Origin of the sequence: Clostridium transplantifaecale, assembly GCF_900626075.1 — a bacterium.
Classification (GTDB): Bacteria; Bacillota; Clostridia; order Lachnospirales; family Lachnospiraceae; genus Otoolea; species Otoolea transplantifaecalis.
In genome coordinates, this window is record NZ_UYZY01000001.1 from 976,766 (window position 1) to 993,938 (window position 17,173).

A 17,173-nucleotide genomic window follows, 5' to 3' on the forward strand; every position below is an offset into this window, starting at 1 on the left:
TTATGCCCTGCCTTCGGAAAAGTCAATCAGAATTCCGTCTTCCAGCGACCGGTAAAACGAAGCCAGATGTGCGCCGTCGACCAATCCGTGATGGCACAGGATCGATACGGGCATCAGGTATTTTCCGTTGTCCTCGAAGTATTTTCCCCATGTAATCCTGGGATTGCTGTCGGCGGGCATGGGAACCGGCTGGATCAGGGAAGTAAACGAAAACCACGGCAGTGTTGAAATAAAAAGAAGCTCGTCCGTATCTTCTTTCTCCTCCTCGATGCTGTTCTGCATCCTGGCCGTCTCCTGCGCCCGGACAGCATAAGGAAGATAATCCTCAAACGCCATGCTGCTGTCGAGTGTACAGTAACAGTATGTCCCGTCCTCCTGGGCCACCGTATGGGAGGTTCTGCAGTTGTCAAATTCGATAATCCGATTGTCACGAATCCGCTGCCGAAGTTCGGGGACACGGTTGGCCGCCCTTGCGATGCAGTAACAGAATGAAAGAAAGAAGGGAAGTTTTTTCTGCTTTACCACCCCAACAAAATCCGTAACGTCAACATTCACCGTTGTACCCATGTAAGGGAACCCAAGACCGTTAAAATACTCAAAATGATTTTTCCTTTTATAGGAATCCATATCCAGATGCGTGTAACTCATATAATATCCTCCTTATTTTATCATTCCCGCCGGTAATTAAAAAACTGCCGCAAACAGAAGACTATAACCATGGGTCATAATCAACTATTTGCGGCAGTTGGTAGAAACGCTCAACCATATTATGAGCTTATATAACTAATTGAATTATAAATGATTTTATAAATCTATGCAAGAGCCCAAAATGAATTTGGAATAAGTAAAAAATGAGATACCTAAGGATAATCTTTATAATAGTCCAGAATGTGATTCACAAATTCCCGGGCCGTTCTGCGGCGTTCCTCCAGTTCTTTTGGGTCTCCCCGGGGATTCTTATCCGTTTATGGTACCTGTCATCTATACTGATATACTATTTTTCCCCCGCACATCGTCATCAGAACCTTCACGTGTTCTATCTCGTCCGCAGGAATCTCAAATATATTCCGTTCCAGGACCTGAAGATCGGCGCATTTACCCACTTCCAGAGAACCGCAGAAGTCTTCCGCATGGTTCTGCCAGGCCGGATAAATCGTGTACATCCTGACGGCCTCACGGATGTCAATAGCCATCTCCGGGTGGTAAACCTTCCCGTCCTTCGCCTTTCTGCTCACCAAAAAGTGCAGTCCCTTCATCCAGTTCATCGGAAGCGCCGGAGCATCGGATCCTTCCGCCACCAGCATTCCTCCGTCCAGAAGAACTTTGTAGTCCGTCTCTCCGCCGAACTCATAACCTCCCACGGCCTGGGCCCCGCAGCCGATCCCATGTCTCACGCACTTTTTGATGTTCTCCCTGCTGGAACCACTGGCATGAAGGATAAAGTGGCGCAGATCGCGTCCCGGCTCTTCCTCCTCTGCCTCCGAAAGGGCATCCACCGCTACGTCGATTCCACGTCCTCCGGTAAGGTGTGTGGCCGTCTGCCAGCCCCTGTGGTGAAGTTCTTTGAGTGTTTTGGCAAGCTCTTCTCCCTGTTCCTCAGGCGTTTCGCCCGGGAACATGCAGTATCCGTTCTGCTCGGGAGGCAGCTCTCTCTCCCATCCGTCGTCTCCGAACACTTTGATGGCATCCGCCCTCACCCACTCCTTGTCTCCAAATTCCGGCAGCCTCATTTCTCCGATTCCTTCAAAAATGGTATCATAGCTCTGGACACCGCCCTTTCCGGCCAGAATATTGACGAATACGCGGGCCGTCAGTTTTCCCGACCTTCTCAGCCTCTCATATCCGTGGATGGCCTCCTCGCCGTAGGTTCCAAAACACATATCGTTTCCGCCTATGCCGACTATGTCGTTATGGGAGGTAATGCCGTAGCTGTTCATCTGCCGCTGCATGCGCATCAGGCACTCGTCCATTTCATCTCCCACAAGATGATAGGCCGCGCGTCCTACCGCTGCCTGGGTTCCGAAATCGGTGAACAGCCCCGTTGGGCTGCCGTCCTCAAACCGGAACATGGTGCCTTCCTCTTTCTTAAACACAGTATCTTTCGTGATTCCGGCAAGCTCCAGGGCACGTCTGCTCACGAGCATCGTGTGGAGGCCGCCGTCATTTAAGATGACGGGATGCCCCATGGAGCCCTCCTCGATATCCTTCCAGGTGGGAAGACGGTCTTCTTTGGCCCACTCCTCCACCTGCCATGTTTTAAATCCCCAGCCGATGATCCATGTATCTTCCGGCAGTTTTTCCGCCTTTTCCCGTATTCTTTCGTTGAATTCCTTTAAGTTGCAGGCATCCTCCGGCTCCACCTTGACAAAGTCGGGTGACAGGCTCAGTCCGGCAAAAGCCGCATGGATATGGGCGTCAAAGGTTCCCGGAAGCACCAGTTTCCCCTCCAAATCGATGATTTTCGTCTCTTCGCCCTGGTATTTGAGGGCCTGGCTTGTATTTCCGCAGTAAAGGATTCTACCGCCGTCAACCACAAGAGCCTGTACAAACCGGAATGCAGGGTCGACTGTACAAATGACTCCATTGATAAAAATTGTATCTGCCTTGTGCATCTTTTTTCCGCCTTTCCTGTAAACCGCGATTACACGGCATGAAACATTATTTTTTAGGGCTGAAGCTTTACCCTGGCATCAATATGCCAGGATTCTGGCCGGATTCTTCACCATGATCTGGTCGATGGCAAAGGGTGACACGCCTACGATATCGCGGAGCGTCGGAATGGCGTATCGCGTCAGACGGCCATAGCCCTCACCGCCGTAGTATCTGGCCATATGTTTCGCGCATGTATCTGTCGCAAGGACAAGCTGCTTTGCATATTCCTCCTGGATGAGCTGGTAGACAGCCGCCAGGCGCATCCAGCCCGGAAGGCTTGTGGAGCCTGTGGCCTCCCTGTCCGAGGTGTTGCAGATTTCGATGCAGATGTTGATTCCCGTATCCAGGACGCGGTGCAGATAGTCGAGGCTGATCCCCCAGCTCTTCTGGTTGGTAATCAGCGTCTTTAAACTGCCCTCTCCGAGAAACGCACCCATATGCGCGATCACGGTCCGCTCCATGTCCACGTTTTCTTCCTTCAGGATCTTTGCGATTTCCAGAGGGCCTCCTCCCATCGTAAAGCAGGGATGGACCGTCAGCGGAAGCCCTGTTTCGTTGGCCGTTCTGGCTGCCGCGCGCAGTAAGAGTTCTTCCCTTGGACGGAACCCGGATGAAATTCCCACCTTAATCATTCCCGGTTTGATGCCGGTATCTTCAATCCCATATTCGATCTCATGCTTCATAAAGTCCATGAAGTCTTCTATCTCCGCATTATAGCACCACTCCGGCCATGATTCATAGATATAAATTCCCGTCGTACCGACCACATTTACGCCGGTATTTTCCGCAATCTTTTTCACTTCCCTGATATCGCTGCGGATTCCGGGGACGCTCATCTCCACCAGGGACCGGCCTCCGGCCGCCTTAAAGTCAGCCACTTCCTTTTCCATGACCGCCGGGTCATCCAAATCCTGGGTGTCCCAGGTAAACATGTTATTTCTGCGGATGATGCCGATATTTTCCAGCGTATTCTTCTCGTTTTCCCCTATGGATTCCTTAAATCCCGGATGTTCCTCCACAAACTGCTCCCGGAACACACGCCCCTTCATCAGGATGTGCTCATGCATATCGGTAAAGCCCAGCTCTTCCGGCTTGATTTCCCCTGTAACCGTAACAACCTTTTTCATAGTTAAACACCTCTCCTTTAAAATCACATATTTACTCTGCCATCTATTGTTTCTGGACAGGATATAAACGGTACTGTCCACAGGTAGTGTCCCCCGAGGCGTGTTACTGCGCACATAGTAAGCAGTAACTATAATGCCCTTCTGAGACTTTGAAGCGGTCCATCTCCCCGCTCTTACACTCCTCCGTCGCAAACTGGCACCTTGGATGGAACGGACAGCCTGCGGGCATGTTGGATAAGTCGGGGACATTGCCTTCAATTACATTCAAATCCTCATCGCCGGCCGCCAGGCTGGGCACGCAGGCAATCAGGCCTCTTGTATACGGATGGGTCGGGTTCTTAAAAATCTCCCTCGTATCCGCCTCCTCCACAACCTTGCCGCCATAAAAAACGGCGATGCGCTGTGCCAGCGTCGCCACAACGCCCAGGTCATGTGTTACAATGATGATGCTCGTTCCGAACCGATCCCTAATATCCCTGAGAAGTCCCAGAATCTGGGCCTGTATCGTCACATCCAGGGCCGTTGTCGGCTCGTCGGCCAGTAAAAGTTTCGGTTTGCAGGCCAGCGCTATCGCTATCATTACTCTCTGGCACATTCCGCCGGAAAGCTGGTGGGGATAACTGTTCATCCGTATCTCCGGATCCGGGATTCCTACGACCTTTAAAAGATTTACAGCCTCCTCATAAGCCTGTTTTTTGTCCATTTTTTCATGTTCCAGAATCATCTCCATGATCTGCTTTCCGATACGGATGACCGGATCCAGACAGTTCATCGGATCCTGGAAAATCATGGCGATTTCTTTTCCTCTTATCTTCCGGAATTCGTTGTCGTTCTTATATAAAATGTTTTCACCGTTAAATGTAATCTCACCGCTTATAATAGCGGGCGGCGCCTCCACAAGTCCCAGGATATTAGACAGCGTCACGCTCTTTCCGCAGCCCGATTCCCCTACGACACCCAGGATTTCTCCCTTATCCACATACATGTTTACGCCGTTCACCGCGTGGATATTGCCCGCTTTCGACGGGAATTCCACTTTTAAATCCTTTATTTCAAGCAAATGCTCCATATCCGCTCTCCTTTTCGCTTCGTTTCACCGCCTCCGTCAATTACTTCTCAGTCTCGGATCCAGCACGTCCCTCAGGCCGTCTCCCAGAAGATTGAACGCAAGCGTCGTCAGCGTGATCATCAGACCGCCGAATATGGCAACCCAGGGGGCATCGATAAACACATCCTTTCCCTCATTGATAATCATACCCCAGGACGGCGTCGGCGGCGCTATTCCAAGACCCAGAAATCCAAGGGAGGATTCCGCCATAATACAGCCGCCGATTGTCCCTGATAAGGTGATGAAAATCTGAGGCAGGGCATTGGGAATAATGTGTTTAAAAATCGTGTAGCCGCTCCCCGCGCCCATTGTTTTCGACGCCATGATGAAGGTACGCTCCCTGATGGCCAGCGTCTCGCTCCGTGCAATACGGTAAAAACCCGGAATAACCGGAATTCCGATTGCCAGGCACATCCTGGTCTCCGTCGAACCGAAGCAGATGGCGATAATCATTGAAAGCAGCATGGATGGAAATGCCATCATGATATCCATCATCCTGCCTACAAAGAAATCCATTTTTCCCCTGAAGTAACCGCAGACAAAACCAATGGTGCTTCCAATGGAAAGAGCCAGCATTACAGACAGGAATGAAACCTTTAAGGACACTCTGGCCCCGTATATCAGCCTCGTCCACACGTCCTTCCCGTAATCATCCGTTCCCATGATGTGAAGCATCGACGGAGCCAGAAGACGATCGCCCAGGTGATTCGTCTTATAATCATAGGGTGTCAGCAAGGGGGCCGCCACTGCCAGAAACATCATTGCAAGTATGACAACTGCCCCGAACACGACCATTTTATTATGCAGCAGCCGTTTTATCATCTGCCTTCCCCTCCTTTTCCAAAGCCGGAGCTGTAGTCCAGCTTTAATGTAAGTTCTTTATACCGGTGGCAGGCCACCTGGTGGCAATCCGACACTCTCTCAAGCACAGGGGCCTCCCTCTCGCACCGCTCCTGTTTGTACGGGCACCTCTCATGGAAAATACAGCCGGACGGCGGATTTAAGAGGCTCGGCACATCACCGGTCAGCGCTCCCGTATTGACCTGATAATCCGGGTCCGGAAGCGGCACCGCCGACAAAAGCGCATGGGTGTAAGGGTGCTTTACGGCGGCAAACAGTTCGTTTTTCGGCGCCACTTCTACCAGATGTCCGAAATACATTACGCCGATTGTATCAGATATGTATTTTACAACGGAAAGATTATGGGAAATAAAAAGATAAGTAAGTCCCAGTTCCTTCTGCAGATGCCTGAGCAGATTCAGGATCTGAGCCTGGACCGATACGTCCAGGGCGGATACCGCTTCATCGCAGATGACAAATTCCGGGTTGAGAGCCAGGCTTCTGGCGATATTCACCCTCTGCCTCTGGCCGCCGGACAGCTGATGGGGCATCCTCGTAAGAAGGTTCACCGGCAGTCCGACCAGATTACACATCTCTTCCACCTTTTCGCGTTTCTCCTGTTTGGTGCCATACTGATGGATATCTAACGGCTCCATAATAATCTCTTCAATGGTGAGATACGGATCCAGCGCCTCGTAAGGATCCTGGAAAATAACCTGCATTTCCCGGCGCACTTCACGAAGCTGTCTGGCATTCATTTTATAGATCGGTTTCCCGTGGAAATATACATCCCCGGCCGTCGCTTTGTACAGACTGAGAATCAGTCTTGCAAGAGTGCTTTTCCCGCAGCCCGATTCTCCCACCAGGCCAAAGGTCTCCCCCTTTTTTATGGAAAGTGATACTCCGTCAACGGCTTTGATAAACTCCTTGCTCTTTACGGCGCCCGGAAACCATTTTTTTACGTCTTTCACTTCCAGTATTACTTCTTTTTCCGCTTCTTTTCCTGTTTCTATTTCTCTGTTATCTTTCTCTCTATTTTGCTCAGCCATAAGTCAACCTTCCAATTCCAGCTTGTTTGATCTTCTGTTACAGTTCAGCCAAGATGTATTGCACGGGGGCTGAATAGTAACAATCGTCATTATTTTGCAGAATCCTGAACACGAATACGCGGATCGAACACGCCGTATAAGATATCCGTAACCAGAATTACGAGAATCATAAATACTGCCAGAAATACCGCCGTCCCCTGAATTACCGTGTAATCCCTGGCGTTTATGGCATCGACCAGAAGTTTTCCGATTCCCGGTCTTGCAAAAACCGTCTCCGTTACAACCGCGCCTCCCAGATATGCGGCAAAGGTTCCGCCTACCACCGTGATAATCGGTGTCAGTGCATTTCTCAGGGCGTGTTTCAAAATGATGGCGCTCTTTGCAATTCCCTTAGACTTACAGACCTTAATAAAGTCATTTCCAAGAATCTTGAGCATCGAGGTTCTCGTCGTCCTGGCAATGGATGCCGCCGAACCGAGGCCAACCGTGATGACCGGTCCGATAAGGCCCAGGAAATGCTCTTCCGGCGCCAGGTTCAGGCCGATTACCGGAATCAGTTTCAGCTGAACGCCGAACACGATGATGAGAATCAGGCCCAGGAAAAAAGAGGGCATCGACATCAGGAGCGTATTCAGGCTGAGAATCGCCATGTCAAATATACTGCCGCGGTACAAGGCCGCAAATATCCCCGACGTCACTCCCAGCACAATAGCTAACAGCACCCCGAATATCGTCAGTTCCAGTGTGTTTGGAAGACAGTCCAGTATCATGCCGAATACCGGCTGGTTATTCGCCATCGAGTATCCCAAATCTCCCCGCAGTGTATCAAATACGGAATCTGCCAGCTGCACTGCCATCGGACGGTTATATCCGTGCTCTTCCCTGTACTCCTCTATCTCCTGGACGGTAGCCGATTTGCCGAACTTCATCGCCACCGGATCGCCCGGGATAGAACGGATAATCAGGAATACCACGATCATGCTTCCAAGAATCGTGGGAATGGCAAATAACAGACGTTTTAATATGTAACGTTTCATGTTTCCCCTCCTTCAACCTGTGAAGCGTTATCATTCACGGTACGGCCGCTCTTCTTTCGAAAAACAGCCGTACCGTGAACAGCAAGCTCTTTTACAGGTCCACTACTGCAGATCCATGTTCTTAAACTGGAACAGAAGTTCAGCGTTCAGTGAGAAGCCTTTTACCGTATCCTTAACCAGGATATCACCACAGGATTCAGCGATCGGAATGGAAGGAATGCTCTCAACAAGAATCTTCTGTGCATCGCCGAAATACTTATCTTTCTCGGCTTTATCGATGGATTCAAAACCTTTGGCTACAAGCTCGTCAAATTCTTCATTCCTGAACTGGCACCAGTTGCTTCCCGGAATCTTGGCGCTTGTAAAGGATGTCAGCCACTGGTCACCGCGGTATCCGTCTCCGTTTACCAGGAACCACATTTCATGGCGTCCGTTTCTTACATCGTCGAGGAAGGTTGCAAACTCGGTAAGGTTTAACTGCATGTCGATGCCGATGTCGGCCATATACTCCTGGATGACAAGCAGCGGTCCTTTGGAAAGGGTGTCGTTCGGTGAAGCAACCGATGTGGAGAAGCCGTCCGGATAACCGGCTTCCGCCAGAAGCTGTTTGGCCTTCTCAGGGTTGTATTCATATGTATAACCGCTCTGCTCCGGTGTGCTGGCATAAATACAGTAGGACTGAACATAGCCTGTCGGCGGGAACAGCGTCCCTCTCCAGTAATCATTAAGCATTTCATCGTAATTGATTGCATATTTGAGAGCTTCCCTGACTTTTGGATTGTTGAACGGCTCCTTTTCCAGGTTCATACCGAGGTAATAACATCCGGCTCCCGCAACTTTCTTTACTTCACAGCCTTCCGTATTCTCGAATTTAAGGATGCTGTTGGCATCGTTCAGGGTCATGATATCTACTTCGCCCGCATTGTAGAGGTTAATTCTGCTTGACTCATCGGCCAGCATCGTGATTTCCACCTTGTCTAAAAGGGCCTTTTCTCCCCAGTAATCTTCAAAACGTTTGATTACATATGCCTCTGCCGGTTTTCCGGATTCGTATTCGAAAGGTCCTGTTCCGACCGGTTTTGCGCCAAATCCGGAAGGTTTCAGTTCTTCGTATGCCTTCTTGCAGATGATATTGCTGTACCATGATGCGAAGTCCATCAGGATTTCATTGTCCGCCTCTTTTAAATGAAGCACAAACACGTAAGGGTCGGAGGTGTCCATGGATTCGATATTGTCTACCTTGCATTTTGATTTTGTATCCGTGGCTCCTACATCGGGATCGCTCAAACGTTCCAGTGTGTATGCCACGTCCTCGGATGTGAATTCACCGTATCCGGCATGGAATTGTACGCCTTTTCTCAGATTGAAGGTGTAAGTTTTCCTGTCGTCGGAAACCTCCCAGCTCTCTGCCAGGCTGGGAACGAGATTTCTGTCTTCATCAAAGGCCAGCAATGTCTCAAAAATAGAGATACCGGCTTTAACACTTCCTCCGTCGCCCCAGAGCGCCGGATCAAAAGTGGATTTTTCCCAGTGTGTCGCAACCTTCAGCACCTTTTCCCCATTTTCGGCTGAACTCTGCTCTGCGGCGGAGCTTCCGCCTGTGGCCGTCTGCTTATTTCCTCCGCAGCCGGTCATTATCATCGATACGGAGAGCGCTAACGCTGCCGCCGTTGTCAGTAATCTTATTTTTTTCATATTCTGGCTCCTTTCAACCCTCGTTCACTTTTTAAGAAACAGAAGAATGTTACATCTCAATCTTTTTAATCTTTTTTCGCCGGCTTCCATGTCATATGGCTGCTGTTCCCCGCTTTAGACGGACTTGCATGAAATTAGTATCTTTTCATGCTAATCAGGAAAGTCCGAATATAAAAAATAATCTAAATTATTTTCTCCTGTTCTCTTATAACTACTTATATCCTTATTTTTTCCGGAATTTTTGGATATTTTAGTATAACTTTATTTCCATGCCTGAATATTAACATATTGTTACTTAATTGTCATTACAAAAACAGGAGGGTCCTCTTTAAAAAAAGCTTCGTTTTTTATGTGTGGTATATAACAGTTGGGGAATGGACAGAGGATGTAAGGAAGGTTATCGCTGTCAGAGCAACATCAAATACGCCCGTATCGTTTTCGTCTTAACCATAAAAAAACAGGAGCTTCCCTCAATTTTGATAGGAAAGCTCCTGTTTTTTACTATTTACCAGGCATAGCTGTCCGGCGCCTCTCCTCCCGGTCCCGGGAAGATCTCGTCCAGACGTTTCATCGCGCTGTCGTCCAGCTTCACATCCAGTGCGTGAATGATATTGTCAAGATGCTCCGGCGTCCTCGGCCCGATGAGAGGGCTGGTGACTACAGGGTTCTTTAAAATCCATGCCATTGCTACATCCGACTGTTTCTCGCCAAGGTCGTGGCAGAAGCCGGCAAAGTCGGTCAGTGTTTTAAGCATTTCCTCTGAATAATGACGGTTCTCGCTGCGTGAGCCGCTGAGCCGTTTCAGGGCATTCTCCCCAAGCATTCCGCCGGCCAGCGGGGAGTAGGTAACGAGGCCTAACCCAAGTTCCCTGGCTGCCGGAATCACTTCCAGCTCGGGCAGTCTGGAAAGCAGATGATACTGGTGCTGCTCTGCTACCAGGCCGAGGAAATGACGTTTATCGGCCTCCCACTGTGCCCTGACGAGGTCGTGGGCTGCAAAGTTGGAGGACGCAATATAAGTGGCCTTTCCGCTGTTTACAAGAGGCTCCATTGCCCCCCACATCTCAGGCCATGTCACATGGCGGTCGATATGGTGCATATAATAAAGATCAATATGATCGGTCTGAAGGCGTTTTAATGATTCCTCCATATGCCTGCGTACCTTCCAGGCGGACAGTCCGTCTTCGTCATTCGGTCCCTCAAACGGATCCTCCATTGTGGCAAATACTTTTGTGGCCAGGATTACGCGCTCTCTTCTTCCGCCGCCCTGGGCAAACCATCTGCCGATAATTTTCTCCGTCAGACCGTGCTCGCCTTCTCCGGCAAAACCGCCGTAAGCGTCCGCCGTATCAAAGAAGTTGATTCCGGCATCCAGTGCCTTATCCATGATATAAAATGCGTCCTTCTCCTCTGTGGAGGTTCCAAAATTCATTGTTCCCAGGCAAAAACGGCTGACTTTCAGTCCGGTGCGTCCCAAATATGTATATTCCATGTTTTATTTCTCCTATTATTTTTTAGTTCTTCTAAACGGTAGTGGAGTGGACAATCCGTCCTCCCACCACGGTCATTACAACCTTCACCTCATCAAACTCATCCGGTGATATCTCAAAAATATCGGTATCAAGAACCTGAAGATCCGCCAGTTTGTCAACCTCTATGCTGCCGGTCACATTCTCCCTGTGGTTCTGATATGCCCCATTGATTGTGTACATTCTGATTCCGTCTTCAATCGTGCAGCCGTTTCCCTTGTTATAGCAGGTGCCCGAAACGGTTGTTCTCGTCATCGCGAATTTAAGCCCCATCAGCCAGTTGACCGTCATGCAGGGAGCGTCGGCCCCCTGGCTCACCACGACGCCGTTGTCCATAAAACGCTGATAATCAAACATTTTGGATGGGTCCTCCGGGTCCACGCTGTTCACCAGAGATTCCATGAATCCCCACGGAGCCACTGCCTGCGAGGAAAGCACGATATGGTGCTTTGCACACTTTCTCATATTCTCATCCGAAAAATCGTCACCGTGAATGACAAAATGGCGCAGATCTTTTCCGGGGTACAGTTCCATTGCTTTCACATAGGCATCCACAATGGTGTCAATTCCGCATCCTCCTGTGGAGTGGATTCCTATCTGGTATCCCATACGGTGAAGTTCCACGATGGTTCTCGTGATCTCTTCCCTCTGTTCCTCTATTGTATCTCCCGGGAAATAGCTGCTTCCGCCCGTCTTTCTTCCGTCCGGGCGCAGCCACATGCTGTCTCCGAACAGTTTAACGGCACAGGCATCGACCCAGTTTCTGTCTTTTAATTCCGGAACCCTTCCTGCTCCCGCTCCCCCGATGATGGCGTCATAGGTGGAAAGGCCGTTAAGGCCCGCCATGATATTGACCGAAACCCTGGCTGTAAGCTCGCCCGCTTCCCCCATTGCTTCATACACATCGATTACCCGGGATCCTCCGGCGCCGGCAAACAGATGATCTCCGCCGATTCCGACCATGTCGGTATGGGTGGTGACGCCGTTCTCATTCATCTCTCTCTGCAGCAGGATAATACAGTCACGAATCTGTTCATCGTTCAGAAGCGTTGACACTTTTCCAACCGCATCCATCAGCATAAAATCGTCGAGATACCCGGTCGGCTCCCCGTCTTCCCGCCTCTGGATTTTACCCTCATGGCGTTTAAGCTCCGGCGTGTCCTTTGTAATTCCCACCAGTTCAAGCGCCCTGGTATTTACGAGTACATGGTGAAGTCCGCTGTTAGCGAGCCATACCGGATGATCCGGCACTGCCTCATCGATATCCCAGCGGGTGATCTGCCGATGTTCCTCTGCGCACTCCCTGATACAGCCGGAGCTCAGGCCGGAACCCATAATCCACTGTCCTTTCGGCGTCTTTTCCGCCGCATCCTTTAATATCTTCTTAATGTCGTCCAGGCAGGAAACACGCTCCTCTCCTACGTCCAGGAACCAGGGCATTTTATAAAGTCCGGCCAGGCAGGCATGCGTATGGCAGTCCTGGGCGCCGGGAAGCATCAGCTTTCCCTTCAGATCAATTACTTCCGTTCCTTCACCGATATGGCACTTTATCTCTTCATCACTTCCGGTATCAATGATCCATCCGTCTTTTACCGCAATTGCAGTACAGAAATTAAAATCCGTATCGACTTTAGCTATCTTTCCATTCATAAAAACAAGATCTGCCAAAACTGACATTCCTTTGTCCTCCATAGTTGGCTTGTAATAAGCCGCAAATTGTTTATATTTTTTAATTTGTATCTTTACTTTATAAAGTTCTCTTGATACTGTTTCGGTGAAATACCGGTCAGGCTTTTGAAGACTGTGCAAAAATAGCTGATACTGTTAAACCCGGTCTGAAATGCGACTTCATTCGGCTTGCCGCCCTTGGCCAGAAACTCCTTTGCCCGCTCTATCCTGTATTTCGCCAGATACTGTCTGAAAGACTCTCCCCGCATATTCTTGAAAAGGCGCCCGAAATGGTAAGAGCTGTAGTGAAAAAGGGTCGCCATTACGTCCAGATTAAACTCGCTGTTGGGATAATATTTTTCTATCACCTCGTCGATTTTATGTAACAGCAGTTCCTCAGAGCTCTGTGCTTCCGCGCCCAGTTCTTTTATTAATTTGCTGCAGAACTGTTCCATTGCCTTTTCAATATCGTCTGCGAACATGCTGTTGATAATCTGTTTCGATGTGTTCAAATATGCTTTTTCCAGTGTATCAATCGGTATTCTGGAACCGCAGAACCGCTCTCTCAGCGAGTCGGTGAAACTTACCAGAATCAGGCGTATATTGGTCGGTGACATTGCGACGGACAGCATGTACTGCATCATCCTGTCTACCTGTTCTTTCACCGCGTCCTGTTCCCCCGCCGTGATCCCGGAGACAATCTCAGAACCAAAATTTTTAAGCTCGTCCCTGGAAAAAACCGTCTTAGGTTCTTTAATGTCTTTATAAAATACCATATGGTTCTTCCCCAGCCTGAAACAGTGGAATAATCCTTCCTTGCCCTCAGCATAGGCCTGCGGAAATCTCGAAAGGCTGCTGCAGTATCTGCTGATTCCGATTGCAACGCCCTCTCCGATTTCTTCGTTGACCCTGACAATCATCTCCGACGCCAGTTCCCTGATTTTCTCCGTGACCTCTTTTTCTTCTGAGGAGGATTCCTGGCCGGTGCACAGGAAAACGCCAATTACGCCTCTTCCCGTATACGATGCCACCAACCCCTCTATACCACTTCGCTTCACACACCTCTGAAGGATCTGGGTTATGTTGAAACGTCTCGGAAATTGGTTAAACTCCGGATAAAACTGGAACACGTCGTTATAATCCGTCTGTATCAGCAGCAGCCGGTCGGGAACGCAGCTGAGTCCAACAAGCTGAAGGATCTCATCCACATGGCTGCTGTTCAGGTTTCCGTATATGATACTATAGGCAAACTCCTGACAGTATAAATCGTACTGCCCGTCTTTTGTACTGCCTTTAAATTTTCTGAAAAATGCAGGAATATCTTTAATAATAATCTCGTTTGAATCCATCTTGCAGCACTCCTTGTAGTCTTTTTTAAATCAAGTGTACCACAAAGCTTTCCTGTTTTTCCATATTTCCAACAAAAAAACCGACAGACAATAACCATACCATATCTGATATGCAGTCTCCCGGTGTACACCATTTTTTTAATATGTGAGCTCACACTGTGTTCAGAAGAATCACTGAATAGAATTGTTTTAAAATAAGTAAGGAAATTTGTGTGTGTGGAATTTCTTTATGTTTAAAGGATAACATTTCTGAAAAGTAAAGTCATTAAAGAAACCTGCTTTTTTATACAATAATTATACATACACTTTACAAAGTGGTATAGCCCTGCCGGACGGATGACTTAAAATTTCTGTTCCCGATTCCGTCATTATTCCTGTTCCTGATGTTTTAAAAAGACTGAAAAATATTTTCCAGGCAAGTCTGTCACAATCTGATTCCGGCGTTGTCTAATCTCATAGAAGAGCTGATAATGAGGGCCTGAAAATGGTTCGCAGCAATCTCGTATACCACAGGAGGATACATATGAATACATCTGTAATACTGGACTACCTATCGGAATTAAGCACCCATAATAACCGCGAATGGTACCACGCACATAAACAGGAGTACCGGGAGGCAAATGCACACTTTGAGATGCTTTTACAAGAGCTGATTTTGAAAATAGGGGAAGCGGACAGCAGCATCCTGCACAACCAGCCAAAGGATTTGACATTCAAGCTGGTGCGTGATACCCGCTTCAGTCACGACAAATCTCCTTATAATCCGGCTTTTCGAGCCCATATTTCTTCAGGCGGGAAACTCCCCATCCCGGTCGGCTATTTTCTGATGATACAGCCCGGAGGCAAATCATTTCTGGGAGGGGGGCTGTTTGCAGATGTATTTAAGGACGCTACGGCAATGATCCGAAATTATATTGCCGGGTATCCCGATGAGTGGGGCTCAATCATAGAAGCGGACGGCTTTCGTGACTTCTTTAAGGTGCAGGGGACCTCATTGAAACGGGTTCCCGAAAGTTTTGATAAGGAGCATCCCCAGGCACATTACCTGAAATATAAGAGCTGGTATCTGGAATATCCCGTCGCCGACGAGCTTATCAAAGACGCGGAGCATTTCCCGGAATTTGCAAAAGATATTTTTATCAAAATGAAGCCTTTTAATGATTATTTAAACCAGGCTCTGGCCGGATTCCAGATGCCGCGGCGTTAGATGAACGGAAAAACATAACAGTACCGTCTTCTGATGCAATAAACTCCCTCCCGGGTTAAGCAGCCTTATGTTTTTCGCCGCCTGTCCGGAGGGGAGTTTCCTTTTCGTTCGTTAAAACGTTATTTCTTTCTAAAAGCATGCGGCCTCCTCTTGCGGAGGCCGGGTCTCCCCTCACTGAGCCCCGGTCTGCCCTTATCGGAGCAGAGGCATGCTGCCGGTGAGCTTGTTTACTTTTTTCTTGGGCCCGCAGATTGCCAGTCCAAAGTACTGCAGGGCGCTTTCCGGGGCATTTCCCATCTTCTTCGTGAAATCGCCATAGTCATTGCAGCTCTGCGCCAAATCGGAAAAATCCACCACCGTCAGTTCCTGAAAATCAGGCTGATAGAGCTTTTCCCTGATTTCTTTGATTGTTTCCGGTGAACCCTTTAAAATGGGCACAGGAACACCGATGATACCCAGATGCTCATTACCGTTTTGGTCGGTTACATTCTCTCCAACCACCTCCGGCATCTCTTTTCCCAGTGTGATTCCCATAATCGCCGTGGTATTTGCAATGATTCCCAGCGGAAGCTGATCATCGATGATCATGACACATTTTTCGTTTTGTAAATTCATTTTCTGTTCCTCCTGTACTCAAACGCGGTATTTCTGCAGCTCTTTTCTACTCCAGCCTGCTGCCCTGCTTTCTCTGTTTCTAATGCTTATCGATTACCTTATCATATCGGAGGGGAAAATTCTTGTAAGATATTCTCATTTTCGGGCTAATATGCCGTTGATATTGAGATTTACGCTGGAAATGGCTCAGAGTTCTTACCCAAAGTGGCGCTTCAATGGCATCGGTATTGATTGAAAAAATCCGCTCCTCCCACATTGAAGGGAAGAACGGATTATTTATCATCACGCTGTTTAAAATTGAAATGCCTAAAATATTTAAATATCCTACATCTGCTTGATTTTCACATATACCACTTTCAGCAGTTTATTATTGGGATTCTTCATTGTCCTTGTCTCAAGATAATCAAAACTCTCAATAAACTGGCCCAGTTTTTTGCACTTATAGTTACGTGGATCAAAGCCGGGAACTCTCTTTGGAAGCACGGTTCCAATCTCGGACTGGTTGATCCAGCCGTTTTCATCGGATCTCGATTCAATGATTGAGACAATCTCCGCGCCAATCTCTTCTTTTGTCGGCACATTGTTCAGTCTCGAATCGCCCTTGGCATTATCCGTTTTTTCCTCCTGGTTGTCCGAAGCTTCAACCTGGTGGACTTTCTGCCTTCCTTCAGAAGGTTTCTTCGTATCCCGTTCCTCCGAAGGACGGTAGGCTGCCGGCGGTTCCGCGATTTTAGCGGTCTTCTCCGCTGTTGCCTTATTATCCTCCGCCTGCTCCTCCAGGCTCTCCTGGTACAGTAGATCGAGGAATTTAAACGTCTCACAGGCGGAAACAAGGGAATTCGGAGTTTTCTGCTCTCCCATTCCAATAACGATCATTCCGGCCTCCCGAAGACGGATTGCCAGCTTTGTAAAATCACTGTCCGAGGTCACCAGACAGAACCCGTTCACCTTTCCCGAATACAGGATGTCCATTGCATCTATAATCAGAGCAGAGTCCGAGGCATTCTTCCCCTTTGTGTAATTAAACTGGAAAACCGGCGTCAGCGCAAAGTCACGCAGCGCATCCTGCCATGCCATAACACTGGGGTTGGTAAAGTCGCCGTAAATACGCTTGTATGTAGCAATTCCGTAATCACTTACTTCATCCATGATCAATTTAATGTACTTTTTCGATACGTTCTCTGCGTCTATCAATACTGCAATCTTGTCCTGTTTATCCATAAATGCCTCCAACATTTTATCAACTGGAGAAATTATATCATACAAGGGGGGATTATTCAAATAGAAACACGCCGTT

General features: G+C 48.6%; 14 protein-coding genes and 1 riboswitch. Of the genes, 1 reads left to right on the forward strand and 13 read right to left on the reverse strand.

Annotated elements, in window-relative coordinates; translation table 11 throughout:
• From EJL91_RS04185 to EJL91_RS04235, 11 genes are all read right to left on the reverse strand, one after another.
• Positions 1–648 carry a CatA-like O-acetyltransferase gene (locus EJL91_RS04185; RefSeq protein ID WP_125140684.1) on the reverse strand — a complete coding sequence of 216 codons (648 nt, stop codon included), beginning with the start codon at positions 646–648 and terminating at the stop codon, positions 1–3.
• 57 nt (positions 649–705) lie between these two features.
• Positions 706–803: riboswitch (purine riboswitch) on the reverse strand.
• A 174-nt stretch (positions 804–977) separates the two neighbouring features.
• Positions 978–2,612 (reverse strand): amidohydrolase, encoded by a 1,635-nt coding sequence (locus tag EJL91_RS04190; protein ID WP_125140685.1) that lies wholly within the window; start codon positions 2,610–2,612, stop codon positions 978–980.
• Between the two features lie 78 nt (positions 2,613–2,690).
• Positions 2,691–3,779, reverse strand: a complete 1,089-nt coding sequence (locus tag EJL91_RS04195; protein ID WP_125140686.1) for a phosphotriesterase family protein — start codon at positions 3,777–3,779, stop codon at positions 2,691–2,693.
• 103 nt (positions 3,780–3,882) lie between these two features.
• Positions 3,883–4,848: an ABC transporter ATP-binding protein gene (locus tag EJL91_RS04200; protein ID WP_125140687.1), complete on the reverse strand. Its 966-nt coding sequence runs from the start codon at positions 4,846–4,848 to the stop codon at positions 3,883–3,885.
• Between the two features lie 36 nt (positions 4,849–4,884).
• Positions 4,885–5,709, reverse strand: a complete 825-nt coding sequence (locus EJL91_RS04205) for an ABC transporter permease (RefSeq protein ID WP_125140688.1) — start codon at positions 5,707–5,709, stop codon at positions 4,885–4,887.
• Positions 5,706–6,776: an ABC transporter ATP-binding protein gene (locus EJL91_RS04210; protein WP_125140689.1), complete on the reverse strand. Its 1,071-nt coding sequence runs from the start codon at positions 6,774–6,776 to the stop codon at positions 5,706–5,708. Before EJL91_RS04210 ends, EJL91_RS04205 begins: the two co-directional genes overlap by 4 nt.
• 89 nt (positions 6,777–6,865) lie before the next feature.
• Positions 6,866–7,813, reverse strand: a complete 948-nt coding sequence (locus EJL91_RS04215; RefSeq protein ID WP_125140690.1) for an ABC transporter permease — start codon at positions 7,811–7,813, stop codon at positions 6,866–6,868.
• Positions 7,814–7,915: 102 nt separating this feature from the next.
• Positions 7,916–9,508, reverse strand: a complete 1,593-nt coding sequence (locus tag EJL91_RS04220; protein ID WP_125140691.1) for an ABC transporter substrate-binding protein — start codon at positions 9,506–9,508, stop codon at positions 7,916–7,918.
• A gap of 505 nt (positions 9,509–10,013) precedes the next feature.
• The gene (locus EJL91_RS04225; RefSeq protein WP_125140692.1) at positions 10,014–11,000 is read right to left on the reverse strand and encodes an aldo/keto reductase; all 987 of its coding nucleotides are present in this window, start codon (positions 10,998–11,000) and stop codon (positions 10,014–10,016) included.
• A 31-nt stretch (positions 11,001–11,031) separates the two neighbouring features.
• A complete protein-coding gene (locus EJL91_RS04230) occupies positions 11,032–12,714 on the reverse strand; it encodes an amidohydrolase (protein ID WP_243125222.1) in 1,683 nt (560 codons plus the stop codon).
• A gap of 65 nt (positions 12,715–12,779) precedes the next feature.
• Positions 12,780–14,054, reverse strand: a complete 1,275-nt coding sequence (locus EJL91_RS04235; RefSeq protein ID WP_125140694.1) for a helix-turn-helix domain-containing protein — start codon at positions 14,052–14,054, stop codon at positions 12,780–12,782.
• Positions 14,055–14,577: 523 nt separating this feature from the next.
• Here EJL91_RS04235 and EJL91_RS04240 point away from each other — a divergent pair.
• The gene (locus EJL91_RS04240) at positions 14,578–15,261 is read left to right on the forward strand and encodes a DUF2461 domain-containing protein (RefSeq protein ID WP_125140695.1); all 684 of its coding nucleotides are present in this window, start codon (positions 14,578–14,580) and stop codon (positions 15,259–15,261) included.
• A 192-nt stretch (positions 15,262–15,453) separates the two neighbouring features.
• Here the strand turns inward: EJL91_RS04240 and EJL91_RS04245 are convergent, their stop codons facing one another.
• Together EJL91_RS04245 and EJL91_RS04250 are read right to left on the reverse strand one after the other, a co-directional pair.
• Entirely contained in the window at positions 15,454–15,876 is a 423-nt protein-coding gene (locus EJL91_RS04245) for a DUF2000 domain-containing protein (RefSeq protein WP_125140696.1), read from the reverse strand.
• A 324-nt stretch (positions 15,877–16,200) separates the two neighbouring features.
• A complete protein-coding gene (locus EJL91_RS04250; protein WP_125140697.1) occupies positions 16,201–17,097 on the reverse strand; it encodes an NYN domain-containing protein in 897 nt (298 codons plus the stop codon).
• Positions 17,098–17,173 lie beyond the last annotated feature (76 nt).